At 67.2% G+C, this 20280-nt stretch carries 19 protein-coding genes; 6 read left to right on the top strand and 13 right to left on the bottom strand.

The window, feature by feature from the left end:
* The first annotated feature begins 112 nt into the window (after positions 1-112).
* Positions 113-934 (top strand): phytanoyl-CoA dioxygenase family protein, encoded by an 822-nt coding sequence (locus tag BLS34_RS14445; protein ID WP_093151295.1) that lies wholly within the window; start codon positions 113-115, stop codon positions 932-934.
* Between the two features lie 12 nt (positions 935-946).
* Entirely contained in the window at positions 947-1720 is a 774-nt protein-coding gene (locus BLS34_RS14440) for an aldolase (RefSeq protein WP_245701982.1), read from the top strand.
* Between the two features lie 26 nt (positions 1721-1746).
* On the opposite strand, the gene BLS34_RS14435 is transcribed toward BLS34_RS14440, so the two are convergent.
* The 5 genes from BLS34_RS14435 to BLS34_RS14415 all read right to left on the bottom strand — a co-directional run bounded on the left by BLS34_RS14435 (position 1747) and on the right by BLS34_RS14415 (position 8374).
* Positions 1747-3093 (bottom strand): globin-coupled sensor protein, encoded by a 1347-nt coding sequence (locus tag BLS34_RS14435; RefSeq protein WP_084618739.1) that lies wholly within the window; start codon positions 3091-3093, stop codon positions 1747-1749.
* A gap of 334 nt (positions 3094-3427) precedes the next feature.
* Positions 3428-4411 (bottom strand): VOC family protein, encoded by a 984-nt coding sequence (locus BLS34_RS26215; RefSeq protein ID WP_215906115.1) that lies wholly within the window; start codon positions 4409-4411, stop codon positions 3428-3430.
* The gene (locus tag BLS34_RS14425; protein WP_028793624.1) at positions 4408-5043 is read right to left on the bottom strand and encodes a TetR/AcrR family transcriptional regulator; all 636 of its coding nucleotides are present in this window, start codon (positions 5041-5043) and stop codon (positions 4408-4410) included. The genes BLS34_RS26215 and BLS34_RS14425 overlap by 4 nt, the downstream gene beginning before the upstream one ends.
* 169 nt (positions 5044-5212) lie before the next feature.
* Positions 5213-7321, bottom strand: coding sequence for a catalase (locus tag BLS34_RS14420; protein WP_093151293.1), 2109 nt, complete (start codon positions 7319-7321; stop codon positions 5213-5215).
* Positions 7322-7471: 150 nt separating this feature from the next.
* Positions 7472-8374, bottom strand: a complete 903-nt coding sequence (locus BLS34_RS14415) for a GNAT family N-acetyltransferase (protein WP_139189335.1) — start codon at positions 8372-8374, stop codon at positions 7472-7474.
* Positions 8375-8511: 137 nt separating this feature from the next.
* On the opposite strand from BLS34_RS14415, the gene BLS34_RS25485 reads away from it, so the two are divergent.
* The gene (locus tag BLS34_RS25485; protein WP_139189333.1) at positions 8512-8718 is read left to right on the top strand and encodes a hypothetical protein; all 207 of its coding nucleotides are present in this window, start codon (positions 8512-8514) and stop codon (positions 8716-8718) included.
* 224 nt (positions 8719-8942) lie between these two features.
* On the opposite strand, the gene ltnD is transcribed toward BLS34_RS25485, so the two are convergent.
* Positions 8943-9872, bottom strand: coding sequence for an L-threonate dehydrogenase (gene ltnD / locus BLS34_RS14410; protein WP_093151289.1), 930 nt, complete (start codon positions 9870-9872; stop codon positions 8943-8945).
* 62 nt (positions 9873-9934) lie between these two features.
* Entirely contained in the window at positions 9935-10777 is an 843-nt protein-coding gene (locus tag BLS34_RS14405) for a sulfite exporter TauE/SafE family protein (RefSeq protein ID WP_038013798.1), read from the bottom strand.
* A 173-nt stretch (positions 10778-10950) separates the two neighbouring features.
* Between BLS34_RS14405 and BLS34_RS14400 the strand changes: the two genes are divergently transcribed.
* The 3 genes from BLS34_RS14400 to BLS34_RS14390 all read left to right on the top strand — a co-directional run bounded on the left by BLS34_RS14400 (position 10951) and on the right by BLS34_RS14390 (position 15056).
* Positions 10951-11409 (top strand): DUF302 domain-containing protein, encoded by a 459-nt coding sequence (locus BLS34_RS14400; protein ID WP_093151287.1) that lies wholly within the window; start codon positions 10951-10953, stop codon positions 11407-11409.
* Positions 11410-11569: 160 nt separating this feature from the next.
* The gene (locus BLS34_RS14395) at positions 11570-12559 is read left to right on the top strand and encodes an MBL fold metallo-hydrolase (protein ID WP_093151285.1); all 990 of its coding nucleotides are present in this window, start codon (positions 11570-11572) and stop codon (positions 12557-12559) included.
* A 238-nt stretch (positions 12560-12797) separates the two neighbouring features.
* Positions 12798-15056, top strand: coding sequence for a sensor histidine kinase (locus BLS34_RS14390; protein ID WP_175474235.1), 2259 nt, complete (start codon positions 12798-12800; stop codon positions 15054-15056).
* On the opposite strand, the gene BLS34_RS14385 is transcribed toward BLS34_RS14390, so the two are convergent.
* The 6 genes from BLS34_RS14385 to BLS34_RS14360 all read right to left on the bottom strand — a co-directional run bounded on the left by BLS34_RS14385 (position 15001) and on the right by BLS34_RS14360 (position 20252).
* Positions 15001-15855, bottom strand: a complete 855-nt coding sequence (locus BLS34_RS14385; protein ID WP_093151282.1) for a sulfotransferase family protein — start codon at positions 15853-15855, stop codon at positions 15001-15003. The two genes, BLS34_RS14390 and BLS34_RS14385, sit on opposite strands and share 56 nt — an antisense overlap.
* 27 nt (positions 15856-15882) lie before the next feature.
* Complete coding sequence (locus tag BLS34_RS14380) at positions 15883-16176, bottom strand: DUF1330 domain-containing protein (RefSeq protein ID WP_028793617.1); 294 nt, start codon at positions 16174-16176, stop codon at positions 15883-15885.
* A 75-nt stretch (positions 16177-16251) separates the two neighbouring features.
* On the bottom strand, positions 16252-17484 hold the full coding sequence (locus BLS34_RS14375) for an MFS transporter (RefSeq protein WP_038013793.1): 1233 nt from the start codon (positions 17482-17484) through the stop codon (positions 16252-16254).
* Positions 17478-18764, bottom strand: coding sequence for an adenylate/guanylate cyclase domain-containing protein (locus BLS34_RS14370; RefSeq protein ID WP_175474234.1), 1287 nt, complete (start codon positions 18762-18764; stop codon positions 17478-17480). The genes BLS34_RS14375 and BLS34_RS14370 overlap by 7 nt, the downstream gene beginning before the upstream one ends.
* 7 nt (positions 18765-18771) lie before the next feature.
* Positions 18772-19815, bottom strand: coding sequence for an aromatic ring-hydroxylating oxygenase subunit alpha (locus tag BLS34_RS14365; RefSeq protein ID WP_093151279.1), 1044 nt, complete (start codon positions 19813-19815; stop codon positions 18772-18774).
* 83 nt (positions 19816-19898) lie between these two features.
* Positions 19899-20252 carry a TraR/DksA family transcriptional regulator gene (locus tag BLS34_RS14360; RefSeq protein ID WP_028793615.1) on the bottom strand — a complete coding sequence of 118 codons (354 nt, stop codon included), beginning with the start codon at positions 20250-20252 and terminating at the stop codon, positions 19899-19901.
* Between the last annotated feature and the right edge of the window lie 28 nt (positions 20253-20280).

The raw sequence follows: 20280 nt of genomic DNA, 5'->3' as shown, positions 1-20280 counted from the left end.
CGGCAGTCCGGCAAGAGCCGACGCCGGCGGGGCGGAGCGGCGACGATATCGTCAGCCTCTTCACCCGGCCGGTTTGCAGGCCTAGCATGGCGAAAAAAGAGGAAACGCCGCCATGAATATCCACGCATCCGCCTCGCATCGGCTGTCCGATGCCGAGGTCGCGCACTATCACGATCAGGGATACGTCATCCCGGACTGGCGCCTGCCGCCGGCCGTGCTGGACCGGATGCGCGCCGATTTCGAGGCGCTGAAGGCCGCCAATCCGGGCGTCGGCTCCGACAACATGATCTGCCCGCACATCCCGGCGGGCGGCGTACAGGGGCTGAAGGGCGCCGGCGTCTGGCTCGACTACGCCCGCATCCCCGAGATCCTCGACATGGTCGAGCAGCTCATCGGTCCGGATATCGCGCTGTGGGGCACCACCGTGTTCGGCAAGCCGCCGGGCACCGGCAAGCGGGTGCCCTGGCACCAGGACGGCGAGTACTGGCCGATCCGGCCGCTGGCCACCTGCTCGGCCTGGATCGCGCTCGACGACGCCACGCCGGAGAACGGCTGCCTGCGGGTCATCCCCGGCTCGCACAAGCAGCAGCGCCTGCGCGCCCATGCCCAGGACGACAGCGACGAGCTTGCCCTGAACCAGGTGCTCTCGCCCGACGAGTACGACGAGGCCGAGGCAGTGGACTTCGTGCTGCAGGCCGGGCAGGTCTCGCTGCACGACGTCTATCTGGTGCACGGCTCCGAACCGAACCGGTCGGACAGGCGCCGCGCCGGCTATGTCTGCCGCTACATGCCGACGACCTCGCATTTCGACCGCGAGATCGGCCGCGCGCTTCAGGCCAAGGGGAACCTGGTCGATTTCACCACCCGGCCGCTCTGGCTGCTGCGCGGCACGGATGCCTGCGGCCTGAACGATTTCCGGGTCGGACACGGTTGAGGAGGATCTGAGATGAACGAGATGAGCAAGCCCGCATCCCATGCGGACACCGTCCAACAGCTTCGCGTCGACCTCGCCTGCGCCTTGCGCTGGGCCGCACGGATGGGGATGAACGAAGGCGTGGACAACCACTTCTCGGCCGCCGTCCCGGAACCGGACGGCAGCATCAAGGGCGACAAGTTCCTGATCAATCCGTTCGGATGGCACTGGTCGGAGATAACCGCCTCCTCGCTGGTGCTGTGCGACGTGGACGGCACGGTGCTCGAGGGCAGCGAGACGGTGGAGGCGACGGCGTTCTGCATCCACTCGCGCATCCACATCAACCACCCGAACGCCGCGGTGGTGTTGCACACCCACCAGCCCTACGCCACGGCGCTGACCCTGCTGGAAGGCGGACGGCTGGAGATGGTCGAGCAGAACGCGCTGATGTTCGACGACCGCATCGCCTATGACGACGACTACGAGGGGCTGGCCCTGGCGACCGAGGAGGGCGACCGGATGGCCGCCCAGATGGACGGCAAGCCGATCCTGATGCTGGCGTCCCACGGGGTGATGGTGAGCGGGCCGACCGTGGCCGACGCGTTCAACGACCTGTACTACCTGGAGCGCGCCTGCATGTTCCAGGTCCATGCCAAATCGACGGGCGGCACCCTGCGGCGGATCGGCGACAATGTCCGCGCCCGGGTGAAGGGTCAGATGGAGACCGAGCGCAAAGCGGTGGCCGATCGGCACTTCACCGCCCTGCGCCGGATGTTGGATCGGGAGGAGCCGGGCTACAGGGCGTAAGGGGCGCCCCGCAGCCTTGAGCCTGATCAGTTCATCGCGCTGATCTTGCCGACGAAGGCGGAGGACTGCTCCGTCAGCGATTTGATGTCGGCCATCAGGCCGTCCGCCGCCGTGGTGACCGAACCGGCGGCTTCCGACGTGCGGTCGGCCGTCCCCTGAACGTCCTCGGCGAGGCGGGTGACCTCCTGGGTGCCCTGGGTCGCCTGGGCCACGTTCTGGGTGATCTCCCCGGTCGCGGCGTTCTGTTGCTCGACCGCGCCGGCGATGGCCTGGGCCATCTCCTCCATGCGGCTGATGGTCTCCGAGATCGAGGCGACGATCTCGCAGCTCTGGCCGGAGGCCTGCTGGATGCGGTCGACCAGGGAGGTGATCTCCACGGTCGCGTCGCCGGTCTGCTTGGCCAGGCTCTTAACCTCGCCGGCGACCACCGCGAAGCCCTTGCCGGCATCGCCCGCCCGGGCCGCTTCGATGGTCGCGTTCAGCGCCAGCAGGTTGGTCTGGTCGGCGATGTCGCGGATCAGGCTCAGCACGTTGGAGATTTCCGTTGTGACCGTGGCGAGGTCGCCCACGGTCTCCGTCGCGTTCGACGCCAGAGTGGCGGCTCCGCGCATCTCGTTCACCGCGCCGTTCGCCTGCTGGGAGATCTCGGCGATGGTCGCGCTCATCTCCTCCATGGCGCTGGAGATGGTCTGGACATTCACGCTCATGTCGGAGGCGCGCGAGACCGCCATGGACGAGGCGTTGCGGGTCGCATCGGCTTCGCCGGTCAGCCCGGCCGCGGTCTGGCCCATCGCTTCCGCCGCGGTGGACAGGGAATGGGTGAGCTTTCCGATCGACTCGTCGAACTGGACGGAGAGGTCAGAGAGCCGCTTGTGGTGATCCCGCTCCTTGGCGTCCAGATACACCCCGATCACCAGATTGATGTCGAGCAGGATGACCTTGTCGAGTGCGGCGACCAGGTCCTCGGCGCGCTGAGCGGCCGCCTTCATGGAGAAGCCGGTCAGCGAATGGCGAATGGCGAGCTTGTGCAGTTCCGCGGTGATGCGGGTGTAGCCGTCGATATACCAGGAGGTCTCGAGGCCGAGCTTGTTGTGGACTTCGCCGATGCGCTGGACCGAGTCGAAATAGGACGGATCGTCCCCGGCCGTGAACATCCGCTTCCAGTGCGAGGCCTGAGCCCTGGCAGCACGGTTCTGCTGTTCCGACGAGCCGAACATCGCCGAAAGATGCTGGATACCCATCATCTTCTGATAGAAACGCTCAAGTATTCCATCCAGGTGCTTTTCCACCACCGGAAAGAACTCCGACAGCAGATTACGCTCACTTTTTGTAAGTTCAATAAAGTCAACATGGGCGCGCAGATCTTTTGTCATGGTGTTCCCCGTGATCCAGAACCTCAATCGCGACGTAAAAAGTATGGGGGAATGGTTATTATTACATTAAAATTACTTAAGATTGCATAAAATCTTAATGCTTCTACCATTCGTGCATGAATTGAGATTCATTTTCATAAAACTCTTTTATAATACTAATAGTTACGGTTTCATGACGCCGAACCGGGAGTAACTCTGGCGCGTAAAATTTTCCTAACAGGCGCCCTATAAACCGACATCAGAAACCGCGACATTACGCCGCAGGCCTGCATAGGAAGCGCGGAGCCGTATTCCCGGTCGGCATGACGCAACCTGGTGGGCTTGGCGCCCGCGGTCAGGCGGTTTGACTGCCGCTCGCTTCGAAGGCCGCCTCCAAACCGGCAATGTCGATCTTGCCCATGGCCATCAGGGCCGCGCTCACCCGCCCCGCCGCCTGCGGGTCGCCGGCATGCATGAGACGCGGCAGCGCCTTGGGCACGATCTGCCAGTGCAGGCCGAACCGGTCGCGCAGCCAGCCGCACTTGCCTCCCTCGCCGCCATCGGCGCAGAGCGCATGCCAAAGCCGATCGGTCTCTCCCTGGTCCTCGGTCAGGATCGAGATCGAGACCGCGTGGGAGGGCGCCGACGGCGGCGCGCCGTTCATCGCCATATAGGGCGTGCCGGCCAGGGTGAACTCCACCACCAGCGGCGGGCCGTTCGGGTCTGGGCGATACACCTGGTCGATCCCGCTGTCCGGCAGCAGCCCGCAATAGAACTCCGCCGCCTCCAGGGCCCCATGCGGCAGGAACAGACAGGTCCGCGCCTTCGCCCTGAACAGCGGATCCGCGCCCAACGGCCGGGGCAACGACGCCGCCAGTTCCTCAAGCTGGTCCGTGGCGGCGTTCCAGCCGGCCTCGAAACCCATCTCAAGATGCTGCCGCGTCGTCTCCACCGAGGGATGCCGCGCGCCCCAGGACATCCGGGTCCGACCTTCCCCCGCCTCTTCCAGGGTGACGAAGCCGGTCATGAAGTGACTGCCCGACGGCACGAATCCCTCGCTATAGGCATCGGTGAAGGTGAGATGACGGCCGGGCTCGACCTGCAGGAACGAGCCGGTGTTCTCGATGCGCTCGCCATCCGGCCCCTCCATCACCGTGTTGAAGCGGCCGCCCGGGCGCAGGTCCATCTCGGCGGCGGTCACCTGCCAGGGCTTCGGGCAGTGCCAGCGCATCAGCAGATCGGGCTCGCTCCAGCACCGCCACACGGCGGTGCGCGGCGCATCGAGCACCCGCTCCAGGACGAGCGTGCGGTCGTCGGGTCTTTCGATCGGCGTGATCATGACGGCAGTCCCTCCCCGGGGCGGGCTTCGAACAGAAGCGTGATGTAGCGTTTGAGATGGTCGATCTGCTCGACCGCGGCGTCGGGCCCGCCACCGGCCTTGGCCAGAATGAAGGCGCCCTGAAGCACTGCCTGGGTGTGACGGGCGAGGCCGGCCGCGGTCCAGCCGCCGCCGGCCATACCCCGACGCTCCATCGCTTCCGCGATGTCCGCCTCCAGAGTCCGGGCGTGGCCGAAGATACTGCGCCCGCAGGCGGCGGCGATGTCCGGATGGGCGTCGTAGGCCTCCTGCACCATGGTACCCACCAGGCAGGTGAACTCGCAGACCTCGCCGGCGATCAGCGAACGGCGGAAATCGACGTAACCGAGTACGCGATCCAGCGGGTCGGTCTGCCGGTGGTAGGCGGCCGAGGCGAACAGACCCCCGGTCGTCTCCGACCAGTGATCCGCCGCCACCACCGCCAGGGCCTCCTTGCTCCTGAAGTGATGGAAGAAGGCCCCCTTGGTCACGCCGGCCGCCGCACAGAGATCGTCGACGCTGGTCGCCGAATATCCCTTGGCCCGGATCACCGACAGGGCGGCATCCAGCAGCTTGTCACGGGCATTCGGCGTTCCGGCAGGGGGGCGCGGCATCGGACTCTCCTTCGTCGAAGAAAATACATACCAACTAGTCGGTATGTTGTAAATCACTGAAATTCACAGCACGGCCGACTCGGCAAAAAAAAGCCGGCGATGTCCGCGACACCGCCGGCTTGAGGGAGCCGGGAGGGAGCCGGCCGTCAGATCGCAGGCTACGGGGTCCTCAGCTCACCCGGTCCCAGTAGCGGAGCTTGCAGCAGGCCTTGATGAAACCGGCCGCCTCCGCCTTGCCGGACAGTACGGTCATGCCGTCGTCCCGGTCGGTGACGCCGGCCGCGTCCAGCAGTGCGCCGGCGGCCTCGCTGAGGGCCATGAACTTGGCATGGGCGTAGGCGTCGGCGGCGAAGGCCCGGGCCGGGTGCATCGCCTTCAGGTCGGCGGCACCGTCCTCCGAGACGATGATCGCCACCGCGTCGTAGAGGACGGAGGGCCCGCCATCGATCTTCTGCTGCGCCGCAAGGGTCTTCCCGTTGGACAGCGTCACGCCATAGACCTTCGGCGCGACCACCTCGACCGTGCCGCCGGCCTCTTCGACCGCATCCATCAGCCCGCCGACCAGATCGGCATCGGCGCCGTCGGTCACCAGCAGACCGAGCTTGCGCCCCTCGAACCGGTCCGGGCCGTTCTTCAGGATCGACAGCTTGTCGGAGACCGGCAGGTCGATCGGCGTCCGGGCCGGATCGGCCGCCTTGGGCATGGTCCAGAGTCCCAGCCCCTCGGCCACGTCCTGGGCCAGGCCGTCGTCGATGTTCAGCAGGTGGGAGACCACGCGTTCGCGGATGCCGGGAACCTCGACCTTCGACAGTTCGAAGACCAGGGCGTTGGCGATGTGACCCTGCTCCACCCCGGTCTGGCTGCGGTAGAACTGCCGGGCCTGGCTGTAATGGTCGGCGAAGGTCTCCGAGCGCACCCGACGCTTGTCGCCCTGCACCCGCTCGGCGATCGATTGGAAACCCTGTTTGGGGGCGGCACGGGGTCCTCCCTGGCTCCAGGAGTTCGGCTCGTAGTTCGCCCGGCCCTTGGGGTTGTGCATCGCCATGTGCCCGTCCTGCTGGAAATGATGGAACGGGCATTTCGGTGCGTTGATCGGGATATGGGTGAAGTTCGGCCCGCCCAGCCGCTTGGTCTGGGTGTCCAGGTAGGAGAAGTTCCGGCCCTGGAGCAGCGGATCGTCGGTGAAGTCGATGCCGGGGACGATGTTCTGGGTACAGAACGCCACCTGCTCGGTCTCGGCGAAGAAGTTGTCGACAACCCGGTCGAGCACCAGCCGGCCGATGATCCGCACCGGCACCTGCTCCTCGGGGATCAGCTTGGTCGCGTCCAGCACGTCGAACTCGAACGTGTCGGCGAAGGCGTCGTCGAACACCTGCACGCCCAGTTCCCATTCCGGGAAGTCGCCTGACTGGATCGCGTTCCACAGGTCGCGGCGGTGGAAGTCCGGATCGGCGCCGTTGAGGGTCACCGCCTCGTCCCAGACCACCGACTGCATGCCCAGCTTCGGCTTCCAGTGGAACTTGACGAAGGTTCCCTCGCCCTCGGCGTTGACGAACCGGAAGGTGTGGACGCCGAAGCCCTCCATGAAGCGCAGGGAGCGTGGGATCGCGCGGTCCGACATGACCCACATGACCATGTTCATGGCTTCCGGCATCAGCGAGACGAAGTCCCAGAAATTGTCGTGGGCCGACTGCGCCTGGGGGAAGCCGCGATCCGGCTCCGGCTTCACTGAATGAATCAGGTCGGGAAACTTCATGGCGTCCTGGATGAAGAACACCGGGATGTTGTTGCCGACGATGTCCCAGTTGCCGTCCTCGGTATAGAGCTTCACCGCGAAGCCGCGCACGTCGCGCGCCAGATCCGGCGAGCCCTTGCTGCCGGCCACGGTGGAGAAGCGCACGAAGGCCGGAACCCGGTTGCCTTCCTTCTGGAACAGGCCGGCGGACGTCAGCTCGGGAATTGCGTCGGTGACTTCCAGATAGCCGTGGGCGCCGTAGCCGCGGGCATGGACCACACGCTCGGGAATGCGCTCGTGGTCGAAGTGGAACATCTTCTCGCGGAAGTGCAGGTCTTCCATCAGGGTCGGCCCGCGAGCGCCGGCCTTCAGGCTGTTCTGATCGTCTGAGACCGGCGTGCCCTGGGCCGTCGTCATCCGGGGGGTGTCGCCGCGCGGGGTCTGGTGCAGTTCCCCGCCCTGCCCCCGTTCCGCCGGATGCTCGGTCCGCTCATTGGACATCTGGCTGTCGCTGGTCGGGCGATACAACGGCTCGTCTTGCATGGGGATACCCTCGCGGTTTCTGGAATCGGTCGCGGATGAGAGCGCGATCCGGATGGCGCGCCCTACCTTTGAACAATTCCAGAAAAGCGAAGTTCCAAGCCTTCGCAGACGCGACTGACACCAGTGACACAGCCGGTTCTGCGGGACCCCTTACATCCAGGTCCCCGCCAGCGTGACCGGCGCGGCCCCGGTCCCGAGCTTGAAGCGGCTCACGCCCTCCATGGCGGCGTCGACGCCGCCCAGGTCGAGCCAGCGCACCCCGTCGGCGGCCAACCGGCGCATGCCCTCCCACAGCAGGAGACGGTTGGCGTTGGCCGCACGCCCGGCCTCGCTGGTGTAGGCGACCTGATAGGTGGCGGAGAACCCGTGGCGCAGGAACAGCACGCCAGCGAGCGGCTCGGACCCGCGCTCGGCCTGGAGCAGCAGCACGTCGCGCGGGCGGGGCGCGCAGATCGCCAGGGCGGCGGCGAAGGCGCCGCTCGCCGCACGGAACCGCCTGCGCCTGCGCTCCGCATCGTAGCGGGCAAGCAGCCAGTTCAACGCCTGACCGGAATGGGCGTCGCGGATCCGCAGCTTCTCGCCCTCCGCCGCGAGAAGCTGGTTGCGCCATTTCTGGTTCAGGCCGGCCCGCAGGCGGTCGGCCCCCACCGTCAGATCGATCCAGGCCGTGGAATAGCCGGTGACGGTCTGTTTCAGGTTCAGGCTGCGCATGACCGATCGGGAGAAATCCCCATCGATCATCTCCGGCGTGAAGAACAGCCAGTTCAGCCTCGGCATCGGCCAGCGGTCGGCGATCAGCCGGTGGACCGCCACGCATTCCTCTTCGGTCACATCCTTCAGGAACAGCGGCCCGCGCACCACCTTGGCCAGCCGGGCCGCCCGGACGAAGGACCATTCGAGCGCCTGGACGATGGCCACCGGTTTGCCGTCCCGCGTCACCACGCCCCGGGTCGGCCGGTAGGGCGAGCCGGCGGCGATCGCGTCGCCATACATCCAGGCCTGCTCCAGCGGCGCCATCGGCACCGCACTGTGCAGATCCATCCAGCGGCGCATGTCGACCCCATCCCAGGTCAGCACCAGTCCGGCACGCTCGCCGCCCGACCATCCGGCCTGGGAAGCCGGCCTTCTTTTGCTTCGGACTACCGCCATAGTGGTTCCGTCTCCGCCGCGCCGAGGCTACTCTTGCGTCCATGGTAGGCATTAAGAACAAGCCCGTAACCATCCTTGGTCACGAGGTCCAGCGCCGGCACTACACGTGGTGGGCAATCCTGTACGTGCTGATCTTCGTCGGCCTGCCGGTCACCCTGCTCATGGCCCTGCTGGACCTGGCGGCCTGGGGGCTGACGGTTCACGTCTTCGGCGCCGACTGCTACGGCATCGGCTGCCTGTTCCTGTGAGGACGGCGCGGTGCGGGTCGAGTGATCCTGTCCTATACCGGAACCGCGAGCGCAGCGCCGGGCTGATACGGCGGCCGGAACTGCCGGCGACGGTTATCGTCCTGATCGTCGATTTCGGTGCGACCGCGCGGTTCGTCGACAGCAGCTCCGGGACGGCTGCCGGCCCCATTCTAGAACCAAATCCGAACCGGCACGCCCCTGGGCCGCCGACACGCACCGGCGGATCAGCCGTCCTTGCCCTCCGGGCCCTCCGGGCCCTCCGGCAGCTCGATCCCGGCGAGCTTCTGGAACACCTTGATCACCGCGCTGTCGTCCTCGCGTCCGAGGCCGGCGGCGGCGGCGGCAAGGAACTGCTGATGGGCGGCGGCGGTCAGCGGCAGCGGGAAGGTATGCCGCTTGCCGGTCTCCAGCACGATGCCGAGATCCTTCACGAAGATGTCGACCGCGCTCTTCGGCGCGTAGTCGCCGTCGAGGATGTGCGGGACCCGGTTGTTGAACATCCAGGAGGCACCGGCCGAATTCGAGATCACCTCGTACAGGGTGTGCGGGTCGACCCCGGCGCGCACACCCAGCGCCATCGCCTCGCAGGCCGCCGCGATATGCACGCCGGCCAGGAGCTGGTTGATGGTCTTCACCGAGGCACCGATGCCGTGGGCCGTGCCCAGCCGGTAGACCTTCTTGGCGATGACATCGAGCACCGGCTGGGCCAGGTCGAAGGCGATGTCCGGCCCCGACGCCATGATCGACAGCTCGCCCGCATTGGCACCGACCGCACCGCCCGAGACGGGGCCGTCGATCATGTGGATGCCGCGGTCGGCCAGATCCTGGCCGATGGCGACCGCGTCGGCCGCCGGCACGGTGGCGCTGGCGATGAGGACGGAGTCCGCCGCCATGGATTCCGCCGCGCCCGCGTCGGCGAAGAGAACGCTGCGCGTCTGTTCCGCGTTCACCACCAGCACGATGGCGACATCGACATTCTTGCCGAGTTCCCACGGACTGGTGGCCCAATGGCCGCCGATCTCCTCCAGCTCGCTGCGGCGGGTATCCACCACGTCGCAGCCCCAGGTCTCGATCCCCGCCCGGCGCAGCGAGCGGGCTACGCCCATTCCCATGGAGCCGAGGCCGATCACCCCGGCGCTGATGCTCTCGGTCATGTTTTCCTCCCGTTGGCGGATCCGCGTCGCCCTGCGCCCCACCTTCCGGCAGGATAGTGTCCTTACGAGAAGACTTCGTACAGCCGCAGGAACATCCGCACCGCCGTCACCCCCAAGAATAGGGCGAACGCGCGCCGCAACCAGACCCGGTTCAGCTTGTGGGCGATGGCCGCGCCGTAGGGCGCCATCAGCGAGGACAGCGGGAAGATCAGCAGGAAACCGATGATGTTGATGAAGCCGATCGACAGCGGCGGCCGGTTCTCCACGCCCCAGCCGGCGATGGCGAAGCCGATGACGCCGGGAATGGCGATCGGCAGGCCGAGGGCGGCGGCGGTACCGACGGCGCGATGGATCGGGAAGTTGAAGGCCGAGAGGGTCGGCACGGACAGGGTCCCGCCCCCGATCCCCATGGTCACCGAGAAACCGCCGATGAAGAACGACATGATCGCATTCTTGATTTTGGAGACCGGCAGGGAATCGGCCACCTTGAGTCCGTCGCGGCTCGCCATGTTGATCGCCACCAGGGAGGCGACGACGGCGAAGATCGCGGTCAGCATCCAGCTCTTGAACTGGCCGGCCAGGATGGTGCCGATGGTGGCGCCGACGAACGCCCAGACCGCCCAGACCTTCAGCAGATCGACATCCACGTTCCCCTTTTTCCAATGCGCCCGCATCGAGAAGATCGAGGTCGGGATGATCGTCGCCAGGGAGGTCGCCACGGCCACGTGCATGGCCCATTCAGGCGGCAGGTGGAGCACGTCGAACATGTTGAACAGCACCGGCACGATGACGATCCCGCCGCCGACGCCGAGCAGACCGGCAAGCAGGCCGGCGACCGCACCGGTGAAAATCAGGACGAGGATGGACGGAAGGTAGCTGGCGAGTTCGCCGCCAAATTCAGGCATAAGGGTACTCCGGACAGGAAGGCGGGTGTTCCCTACACCGGGACAGACGGCGAATAAAGACCACAAGACGTAGCAGCCAGCCGGACCGGCGCTTCACGTCGCCTCACGCAGTGTTGTGTTCGCCCCCGCCACGCGGTGCCGTATGACCGGACGACCCGGCTACGGAGGCTGTCATGCGTGCCCTGCTGCTCGTCCTGCTCCTTGCCCTCGCGTCACCGGCCGTCGCCGAGACGCCGGGCGGCACCGTCACCGTGGACACGCACCGGCCGTTCGCCGCCTATATCGACGCGCTGCCGAAGGCGATCGGGGACAACGGCTTCAACATCGTCGGCATCTCCTGTGCGACCTGCGCCATCCGGAACGCCTTCAACGAGGCCGTGCCCGGCAACCGGGTCTTCCTGTTCTTTCGCCCGGATTACGCCCGCCGGATGCTGCGGGCCAGCACCGCGGCCGGAATCGAGGCGCCGATCCGGCTCTATGTGACCGAAACCGAGGACGGCACCGCCCGGGTGACCTACCGGCGGCCCAGCCAGGTCTTCGGCGCCTACGGGATCGACGACCTGACCGCCATGGGCCGGGAACTGGACGTCCATGTGGCGACGATCCTGAAGACCGCCGGCGAGGCGGGCTGACGATGGAATACGGTGCGCCTCAGCTACGGCAGCTACATCGGCGCCTTGTTTTCCGAAGCCCCTGCCGGGATCGCTGGTCGGCCGCCGGCGGCGACCTATCTTTCGGCTCGATCAACCCTCCGATCACCCAAAGCATACAACGACAATAGGGAGTAGCCCGATGACCGACACACCGACACGCCTGACCCGCCGTGCCGCCCTTCTGGGTGCCGCCGGCGTCACCGCATTCGCCGCCTCCGGCGTGTTGACCGCCCCGCCGGCCGGTGCCAGCGCGCCCCTGCTCGGCCCGACCCAGCGGACCCATCACCGCTTCAAGCTCGGCGAGTTCGAGGTCACGGTGATCCATGACGGCTTCATCGCCCTGGACGGCCCGCACCCGATCTTCGGCACGGACCAGGAGCCCCAGGCGGTCGAGGCGCTCGCGGCCGAGAACTTCCTGCCGCCGAAGAAGATGACCATCGGCTTCTCGCCGGTGATCGTGAACACCGGAGCCGAGCTGATCCTGTTCGACACCGGCAACGGCGCCGGGCGCCGGCCCGACGCGGGTCAACTCCGCGCGCTCCTCGCCGGCGCCGGTTATACGCCGGAACAGATCGACATCGTCGTCCTGACCCATTTCCACCCCGACCATATCGGCGGGCTGATGGAGGACGGCACCCCGGCCTTCCCCAATGCCCGCTACGTCGCCGGCCGGGTCGAGTACGACTTCTGGTCGCCCCAGGAGAAGGCGAGCGGCCCCACCGAACGGGTCGGCAAGCTGGTACAGGCCAACGTGGTGCCCTTCGCCGAGAAGATGACCTTCATCGACGACAATCAGGATGTGGTTTCCGGCATCACCGCGGTCAGCGCCTTCGGCCATACGCCTGGGCATCTCGCCTTCCATGCCGAGAGCGCGGGCCAGCGGCTCATGATCACCGGCGACACCGCCAACCACTATGTGGTCTCGCTGCAGAAGCCGGACTGGCACGTCCGCTTCGACATGGACAAGGACGCCGCGGCGGCCGCACGCCGGAAGGTGTTCGGCATGATCGCGGCCGACCGGATTCCGTTCTCCGGCTACCACATGCCCTTCCCCAATATTGGCTATGTGGAAGCGCAGGGCGACGGATTCCGCTATGCGCCGGTGAGTTATCAGTTCGACGTGCAGTGAGGGATAACTCCCCGACACAGCCAGTCATAGTAGAGCCGGCCGTATTATTTCGGCCGGCTCATGAGTGTTCGGCGTAGATTTTAATGTCTCAGTGAAACATTAAGCCTTACGATTCCTGCTCTGAATAACAAAGTCAGGATATGACTGACCGATGACGCAGGATGACCGTGATCCGGACCGAAGCGTTGACGGGTCCGGCCACGCGAGGAAGGCCACTGGTGATACCGCCCCCCTCGACATGGACCCCAGGCTGCTGCCGTCCCTGCGCCATCTGATCAGGGGCAGCGCCGGCCTGGCCGTGACGCGCGACGGCCAGCCGGAGCCTGAGCTCGTGCTGGCCCTGGTCTCGGATCTCCCGGCAGTTTCCTCCGCCACCCTGGCGACCGACCCCGGCGGGCTGTCGCCCGACCAGCGCCGGTTCGCGTTGGACCCGGCCGGAACCGAGGGCGGGCAGACGTCACTTGTCGCGACCTTCCATTCCGTAGCCCTCGCCCATGCATTGGAGGACGACCTCAGGCGCACCCTCGATCTCCTGCGCATCGGCCGCGGGGCGCCGGCCGAGCCGACCCTGCCGCCGGTCGATCTGCGGACCTGGCGCAAGGAACGAGCCCTCGCCCATATGCGCCGCGCGTTCATCATCACCGACCGCGACCAGCGCATCCTGTGGGTCAACCCGGCCTTCGAACGGGTCACCGGCTTCCAGCGGGCGGACGCGGTGGGCCAGATCTGCGACGAGCTGCTGGGATATCGGGAACACAACCCAGACCTCGTCTCCCGCCTCGCCCGGCACCTGAAGGACCGGGAATCGTTCGACGGCGAGATCCGAATTGTCAGGGCCTGGGGCGAGGCGCTGACGGTGCACCTGGAACGGCATCCGGATGTCGATCCCGACGGGCGCATGGTCTGGCTGTCGCTGCTGACCGAGGGCTCCCTCATGGAGGACGGCGGGCGAACGGAAACCGAGACGCGGTCGCTGGCGATCTCGGCCAGCCATGGCCAATGGTACTTCGAGACCGATCCCGAAGACCGGTTCCTGCGGGTCTGGGGCGGACCGTCCATCGCCGCGGGCCGGCGCATCGGCTTCCGCCGGGAAGACGTCTCCGCCGAAGACACCACCACGCAGAAATGGGACCAGTACCGCAAGGCGCTGGCCCGCCGGGAGCCGTATCAGGATTTCATCTACCGGGTGAAGGCGATCCCGACCGACCGCCTGGTAATGGTGTCGGGCACGCCGCGCTACGATCGCCAGGGCCGGTTCCTCGGCTATGAAGGCGTCTCGCGGGATGTCACCGATATCGAGCGCAACCGGGTCAACTCGATGCTGGTCGGCGCCGCCCTTGAAGGCATCCAGGAACTGATCGCCCTGTTCGACGACATGGGCACGGTTCTGTTCATGAACCAGGCGTTCATGCAGACGTTCCGGCTCGATCCCAAGTCCATCCACCTGCGCGAGACGACGATCGAGAACCTGACCCGCGACATCATCCGGCGCGGCGATCCGGACCTCGACGCCGAGACCAGGGAGATGGCCGTGGTCGACCGGCTGCAGCGCTACTGGTCGGCGACCGGCTCACACGACTATCGGTTCGGCGACCGCTGGATCCGGATCCACGACCGCCCGACCTCCGATGGCGGCCGGCTGGTGGTCGGCTTCGACAACACCCAGGCCCGGGCCAGCAGCGAAGCGATGACCGCCGCGCTGGAGAAGGCCGAGGCCTCGGCGCGGGCGGCCGACGCCTTCCTGGCCCGCATGAGCCATGAGCTGCGCACGCCGCTCAACGCGATCATCGGCCTGTCGGAACTCATGACCACGGACCAGATTCAGCTCTCCCAGGACAAATTCAGGGAGTACGCCGGAGATATCAACCGATCCGGCCGGCACCTGCTGGACCTGATCCAGGACATCCTGGAATTCTCCTCGATCCGCTCCCGCGACCGCACGCTGTCGGAGGACGAGGTGGACGTGAGCGCCGTCGTCGCGGAGGTGCAGGCCATCGTCCGTCCGATCCTGTCGCGCCGGACCCAGGCCCTGGTGGTCACGAACACGCTGGCCCCAACGGACAGGGTCCGCGGCGACACCCGCGCCGTGAAGCAGATCCTGATCAATCTGCTCACCAACGCGTCGAAATACGGTCGCGCGGAGGGACGTGTCTGGCTCGAGGTGGCGCGCCGGGACGACCGGGCCGCGATCATCGTCATCGATGACGGTCCGGGCATCTCGCCGCGCGACCTGCCCCATGTCTTCGACCCGTTCTATCGCGGGATGAACCCGATGAACGCCGGGACGGACTCCGAAGACGTCGACGGCACCGGGCTCGGCCTGGCGATCGTGAAGACCATGGCCGAGCGCATGGACGGCCGGGTCACGCTGGACAGCTCGGCGGAGACCGGAACGCGGGTGACGATCGAACTCCCCCTGGTCTCCGGGACGGCCGAGCCGGCTACGGATCGACCGGCCACCCGGTCCGCCGGCAGAACTCCAGCTGTTCCAAAGTGAAGACCGAGAGATCGCGCTCGCGCCACCGGCCGACGGTCGAGGGCACGATCACCTCGCGGGTCGCCGCCGCCAGGGCCGCCGGGTCCGGCGCCAGCCCCAGTCGGCCTGCGAGTGCTGCCACATGGGGCACCGGATCGGCCGCGAAGGCGTCGAAATTCAGCGGATAGATCCGGCCCTCGTGACGCGCCAGCAGGCCGTCGAGCCGCCGCTGGGTGCGGATCCAGTATTCGAGCTGTGCCGCCTCCGGCGCGGCAAACCCGTCCGGATCGAGATCGAAGAGCCAGCTCCAGTTGCCGAGCTGCCCCTTGTTGTCGCTGTAGGCCATGTCCAACGGATGGCGGGTGACATAGACGAACAGCGCGTCCGGCCAGCGCTCCAGGATGGGTTCCACGAACAGGTGGCAGTTCGGCTCCTTGGTCATCCAGCCGATGGCGCCCGGCGTCCCCACCAGACCGCGCCCCTGCTGCCGCCGGAACCGCCGCAGCGCCGGCCAGCGCAGCATCGACATCGCGCCGACGCCCTCGCGCATGACCTGCTCGAAGAGCGCCAGGCGGCGGTCGATGGCTTGCGGGGTCGGGCTGCCGCGGATCCAGTCGGGGCGTTTGAACAGCTCGGTGAAGATCAGATTGTCGTTGGCGCCGTTCAGGCAGCCGCCGGCGTAGTAGCCGAGCGCCATCATGGTGCCGGCCACCGCTCGGGTCCCGGAGCCGCCAAGGCCGCCGATGAACAGAATGGGTGCTTCAGACGTCACGAAGGGCGGATAGCCGAGCGGGCCGGGTCCGTCAATGGCGGTGACCATCGCATGACGGACCCGGCGCCGCCGGGTTCACTCGGCGCCTTCGACGATCCGCATGTCGCGCTCGGCACCGTCGCCCAGCGCGTCCAGCGCCTCCTTGTAGGCCGGGCTGTCATGGGTGGCGACGGCGGCCTCGACGCTCGGGAACTCGATCAGCACCGTGCGCTCGGCCAGCCCCGCCTCGTAGGTCTTGGCCGGCATGCCGCGGGCCAGGAACGTCCCGCCGCCGGCGGTGATCGCCGGACCGGCCAGCTTGGCATAGGCGGCGAGCTTGTCCGCGTCCTTGATCTTGCGATACGCGGAAATCCAGTAGGCTTTCGCCATGTCATCCTCCGAAACAGACGTGAGGGGCGATGAGAACGGGTCGGCACGCGCTTTGGCAATGCCCGATCGAAGGCCTCAGGTCGCGGACAGGCGGCGACCGGTGAACAGGATCCAGAGAACACCGATTCCCAGCACCACATAGACGGCGCAGGCCAGCGCGATCGCCTCCATGGTGATACCGGCATCCAATCCCCAGCCCATCAGGGCGGGCGACAGGGCACTGGAGACCACCGAACAGGCGGTCACCAGAGCCCGGATCGCGCCCAGGTGGCGGACCCCGTATATCTCGGCCCAGAGGGTGCCGAGCAGGGTGGAAGACGCCCCCGAAGTGGCGCCGCACATGGCCAGGAAGAACAGGCCGGCCCAGACCGCATCCGACGCGGCGAGCAGCACCAGACCGAACACCATCGGGGCCAGATAGACCCGGGCCACCCGCCGGGCGCCGATCCGGTCGATCGCCGGGCCGGCCACCAGGGCGACGGCGATCTGACACACGGCGTATCCCACATAGCCGGTGGCGAAGATCGAGAGGTCCCACCCCTTCGACTCCGTCAGATACACCTGATGGAACAGGATGCCGGTGACGATGAAGGACGGCGCCAGGACGGCGGTCAGGGACCACAGGAAGGTCGGATCGCGCAGGACCTCGCCGCGGGTCCATTGCCGCAGCGCGCCCTCCATCCCCTCGTCAACGGTGCGCGCCATCAGATCGGTGTGGCGCCGCCCATGGGTCGCCAGCAGAAGCAGGGCGAGCGGCAGGAACACCGCCAGCGTCAGCAGTCCCGCCCCGCCATAGGTCCAGCGCCAGCCGATCAGGGCGATCAGGGCCACCGCCACCGTCGGCCAGACCGCCTCGCCCACCGGAAACCCGAGCGCGGCGAGGCTGACCGACCGGCCGCGCACGCCCGCATCGGCGTATCGGGCGACCGAGGTGACAGCCGTGTGGCTCGCCAGTCCCTGCCCGAAGAACCGTAGCAGGAACAGCACGATGACGAGAGTGACGGGGCCGGTCATGGCCGAGGCGAAGGCCGAGGCGGCGGCGATCCCGGCCAGCACGATGGCGGCGAAGATCCGCAGATCCACCCGGTCGATCATGCCGCCGGCCCAGAGCAGCAGCAGCCCACTCGTCAGGGTCGCCGCCGAGTAGAGCGTCCCGAAGCCGCCATGGCTCAGGTCGAAGGCCGCGCGGAACTCGGCCGAGAACAGGGAGATGAAATAGGTCTGACCGAAGCTGGACGAGAACGACATCAGGAAGCCGAACGCCAGAAGCCGCCAGTCGAGGGCGAGGCCGCGAAGGGACATCAACATGGAGCGATCCCCCGGGCCGGCCCCGTCAGGGCGAAGAGTTCGGGCGGCGTGTCGATGCCGGCAAGGTCGGGCCGGCCGCGGGACATGGCCGGAACGTCCGGGCAGGCCTCGACCACCGCTGCGGACAGCAGAACCGCGTCGCCGGTCTGCTTGCAGGCCTGCTCGATCCGGTTGGCCAGGTTGACCACATCGCCGATCACCGTGAACTCCAGCCGGTCCTCGCTGCCCACATTGCCGACCATGGCCTCGCCGGCATGGACGCCGATGCGATGGGAGATCGGCGGGGCGCCGGCGGCCAGCCGCTCGGAATTGATGGCCTGCAGGGCGTCCATCATGCCTTGGGCCGTGGCCACCGCCCGGGCGCAGGGCGCCGGCATCGCCCCGGTGGCGCCGAAGGTCGCCAGGATCCCGTCGCCGATGAACTTGTCGACCGACCCGCCGTTGCGGAAGATCACCTCGGTCATCCGCTTCTGGTAGTCGGCCAGAAACCGCATCGTCGCGTCCGGACCCATGGAGGCGGACAGGGCGGTGAAGCCGCCGATGTCGGAGACGAGCACGGCCACGAAGCGCAGGCTGCCGCCCGGCCGCAGGAAGTCCGGATCAGCGGTCGCCACCCGTTCGGCCACCTCGGGCGAGAAGTAGCGGCTGAGTTGCCCGGCCGCCTGCTCCAGCCGCGCGGCGGAGATCACCGTACGCCGGGCGATCCAGGTCGAGAAGCCGACGATCGCCCCGGTGCCCAGCAGGAACGCCGTCTCGTTGGCGACCCGCCCGAGATGCAGTGCCGGCCCCATCACATGTTCCTGCCAGGTCGGCAGGGTCGCCATCACGGTGGCGGGATCGTCCAGGGCGACCGAGATCAGAATCCCGCGGAACACGGCCAGCAGCACCGTCACCACCACCGGATAGAGCGGCTGCAGGGTGGTCGCACTGACCAGCAGGAGGACCAGCCCCATGGGATAGCCGGTCTTCACCAGATAGGCCGCGGAGGTCCCGGTTCCCTCCCACTCCAGGAAGACGAACGGGCCGGTCGCCAGGATCGAGACGGCCATCGCGACGAGACCCGCGGCGGTCACCCACTTTCGACGGCGCACGAGAACCAGCAGGCCGGTCAGGACAAGAAGGCCCGGCACGGAGATCGCCAGGACCGCCAACGGGGATGCGCGGGACACGAACACCAGGATGCCTAGGACCAGGGCGACGATCCCGACGATCTCCAGCACGATGAAGAGGGCGATCCCCTTCGCCTCGCGGTCGCGCAGGACCTCGGCCGTCGTGCTCACGCCGCGGTCAGCTCCGCCAACGCAGGGTGGTCTCGCGCACCGGGTTCTCGAACGCGCCCTCGGTCCAGCCGCCATAGGCCTTCTTCAGGCGGTAGTACCACTTGGCCTGCATGTCGGCGTCGTTGATGAGCATCAGGTTGGGGTCGTATTTCAGCCCGCGCTGCTGCTTGACCACCACGTCGCGGTCCTGGCCCAGGAACTTGCGCGCGAAGACCCGCAGGATCGGCTTCAGCGCCCCGGCCCAGCCGACGTTCCAGTACATCATGTGGTGGATCTCGGTGGTCTGTCTGTCGATCGGCGTGACTGTGGTCAGGTTGCAGACCCGCTTGTCGCCGACCTCGATATCCTCGATCCGGATGCCCGGAAGGCGGAATCGGATCTCCGTGGTCGGGGTGCCGCCCAGCAGCTTGTAGGCGGCGGAGTTGCTCGACGGCTGGTGACGCAGCATGGCGAAGCCGTACTCGGCCGGCCCGAAGCGCTTGGCCTTCTCGTGTATCGAGCGCTTGGAGCGCCACCACCAGCTCTGGTGCACGAAGGGTCCGTGCGCCGGGTCCATCAGCCCGATCACCGCGTGGTCGATATGGCTGGGGAAGATCATCCGCTCGGTCAGGCCGGGGCCGAGCGTCGTGACCTCGGGCAGGTCGGGCGGGGCCATCTTCGGCTCGGCCCGGCCGCGCGGATCGGCGGACATGTAGACCCAGATGCCGCCGCCGCGCTCCTCCACCGGATACGGACGCACGCGGATGGCGTCCACATCCATCTCCTGATCTTCGGTCAGCGAGGGGATGCAGGTGCAGTGACCGGTCGGTGCGAAGCGCCAGCCGTGATAGCAGCACTCCAGCTCTTTTCCGTCGAACCAGCCGTCGGAGAGCGGGATGCCGCGATGCGGGCAGATGTCGCGCAGGGCGAACGCCTTGCCCTCGCTGGTGCGCGCGAAGACCAGCGGCTCTTCCAGCAGGGTCTTGTCGCGCATCTCACCCGGCTTCAGCGCCGCCGACGGCATCGCGAAGTACCAGATGTCGCGGAGAAAATCGTTTCCGTCTATCGCCATGACCGGACACTGCCACCGAGGTTGACCCGAGGCAACGCGGTTGATGACCGCAGCGGTGGTTCAGCGGCGGTTCAGGCGGCGGATCAGTTGTCGGCGCAGTCCATGCAGAGCGTCGCGGCCGGGTCGGTGCCGAGGCGGGCGGGTTCGATCTCCTCACCGCAGCGCACGCAACTGCCGTACTCACCGGCGTCGAGGCGTTTGAGGGCCGAGCCGATGCGCTGCAACTCCAGCGTCCGGCGTCGATCGGTCTCCAGGGCCATGGCCTGATCCTGGATCGCATCGATCCGGGACAGCCGCCCGACCCGGCTCTGATCGAGCTCCACCGCCCCGCGCGCCTCCTTGGACCCGGCCATCAGGGCTTCGATCTCGGCGCGGCGTTCGGTCAGCACGCGACGAACAGCCTCGTCGTCGTCCGTATCGAACTGGAGGTCTTGCATGGGGGTCATATCCGGATGATGCACCGGA

The organism is Thalassobaculum litoreum DSM 18839 (assembly GCF_900102465.1).
In the GTDB taxonomy this organism is placed as follows: Bacteria; Pseudomonadota; Alphaproteobacteria; order Thalassobaculales; family Thalassobaculaceae; genus Thalassobaculum; species Thalassobaculum litoreum.
The sequence above is the reverse complement of the archived record's forward strand: the minus strand, read 5'-3'. Positions and strand labels throughout refer to the sequence as shown.

Excerpts from the sequence above, each read along its gene's own strand:
- BLS34_RS14445 (WP_093151295.1), top strand. The coding sequence starts at position 113 with ATGAATATCCACGCATCCGCCTCGCATCGGCTGTCCGATGCCGAGGTC.
- BLS34_RS14440 (WP_245701982.1), top strand. The coding sequence starts at position 947 with ATGAACGAGATGAGCAAGCCCGCATCCCATGCGGACACCGTCCAACAG.
- BLS34_RS14435 (WP_084618739.1), bottom strand. The coding sequence starts at position 3,093 with ATGACAAAAGATCTGCGCGCCCATGTTGACTTTATTGAACTTACAAAA.
- BLS34_RS26215 (WP_215906115.1), bottom strand. The coding sequence starts at position 4,411 with ATGATCACGCCGATCGAAAGACCCGACGACCGCACGCTCGTCCTGGAG.
- BLS34_RS14425 (WP_028793624.1), bottom strand. The coding sequence starts at position 5,043 with ATGCCGCGCCCCCCTGCCGGAACGCCGAATGCCCGTGACAAGCTGCTG.
- BLS34_RS14420 (WP_093151293.1), bottom strand. The coding sequence starts at position 7,321 with ATGCAAGACGAGCCGTTGTATCGCCCGACCAGCGACAGCCAGATGTCC.
- BLS34_RS14415 (WP_139189335.1), bottom strand. The coding sequence starts at position 8,374 with ATGCGCCGCTGGATGGATCTGCACAGTGCGGTGCCGATGGCGCCGCTG.
- BLS34_RS25485 (WP_139189333.1), top strand. The coding sequence starts at position 8,512 with ATGGTAGGCATTAAGAACAAGCCCGTAACCATCCTTGGTCACGAGGTC.
- ltnD (WP_093151289.1), bottom strand. The coding sequence starts at position 9,872 with ATGACCGAGAGCATCAGCGCCGGGGTGATCGGCCTCGGCTCCATGGGA.
- BLS34_RS14405 (WP_038013798.1), bottom strand. The coding sequence starts at position 10,777 with ATGCCTGAATTTGGCGGCGAACTCGCCAGCTACCTTCCGTCCATCCTC.
- BLS34_RS14400 (WP_093151287.1), top strand. The coding sequence starts at position 10,951 with ATGCGTGCCCTGCTGCTCGTCCTGCTCCTTGCCCTCGCGTCACCGGCC.
- BLS34_RS14395 (WP_093151285.1), top strand. The coding sequence starts at position 11,570 with ATGACCGACACACCGACACGCCTGACCCGCCGTGCCGCCCTTCTGGGT.
- BLS34_RS14390 (WP_175474235.1), top strand. The coding sequence starts at position 12,798 with ATGGACCCCAGGCTGCTGCCGTCCCTGCGCCATCTGATCAGGGGCAGC.
- BLS34_RS14385 (WP_093151282.1), bottom strand. The coding sequence starts at position 15,855 with ATGGTCACCGCCATTGACGGACCCGGCCCGCTCGGCTATCCGCCCTTC.
- BLS34_RS14380 (WP_028793617.1), bottom strand. The coding sequence starts at position 16,176 with ATGGCGAAAGCCTACTGGATTTCCGCGTATCGCAAGATCAAGGACGCG.
- BLS34_RS14375 (WP_038013793.1), bottom strand. The coding sequence starts at position 17,484 with ATGTTGATGTCCCTTCGCGGCCTCGCCCTCGACTGGCGGCTTCTGGCG.
- BLS34_RS14365 (WP_093151279.1), bottom strand. The coding sequence starts at position 19,815 with ATGGCGATAGACGGAAACGATTTTCTCCGCGACATCTGGTACTTCGCG.
- BLS34_RS14360 (WP_028793615.1), bottom strand. The coding sequence starts at position 20,252 with ATGCAAGACCTCCAGTTCGATACGGACGACGACGAGGCTGTTCGTCGC.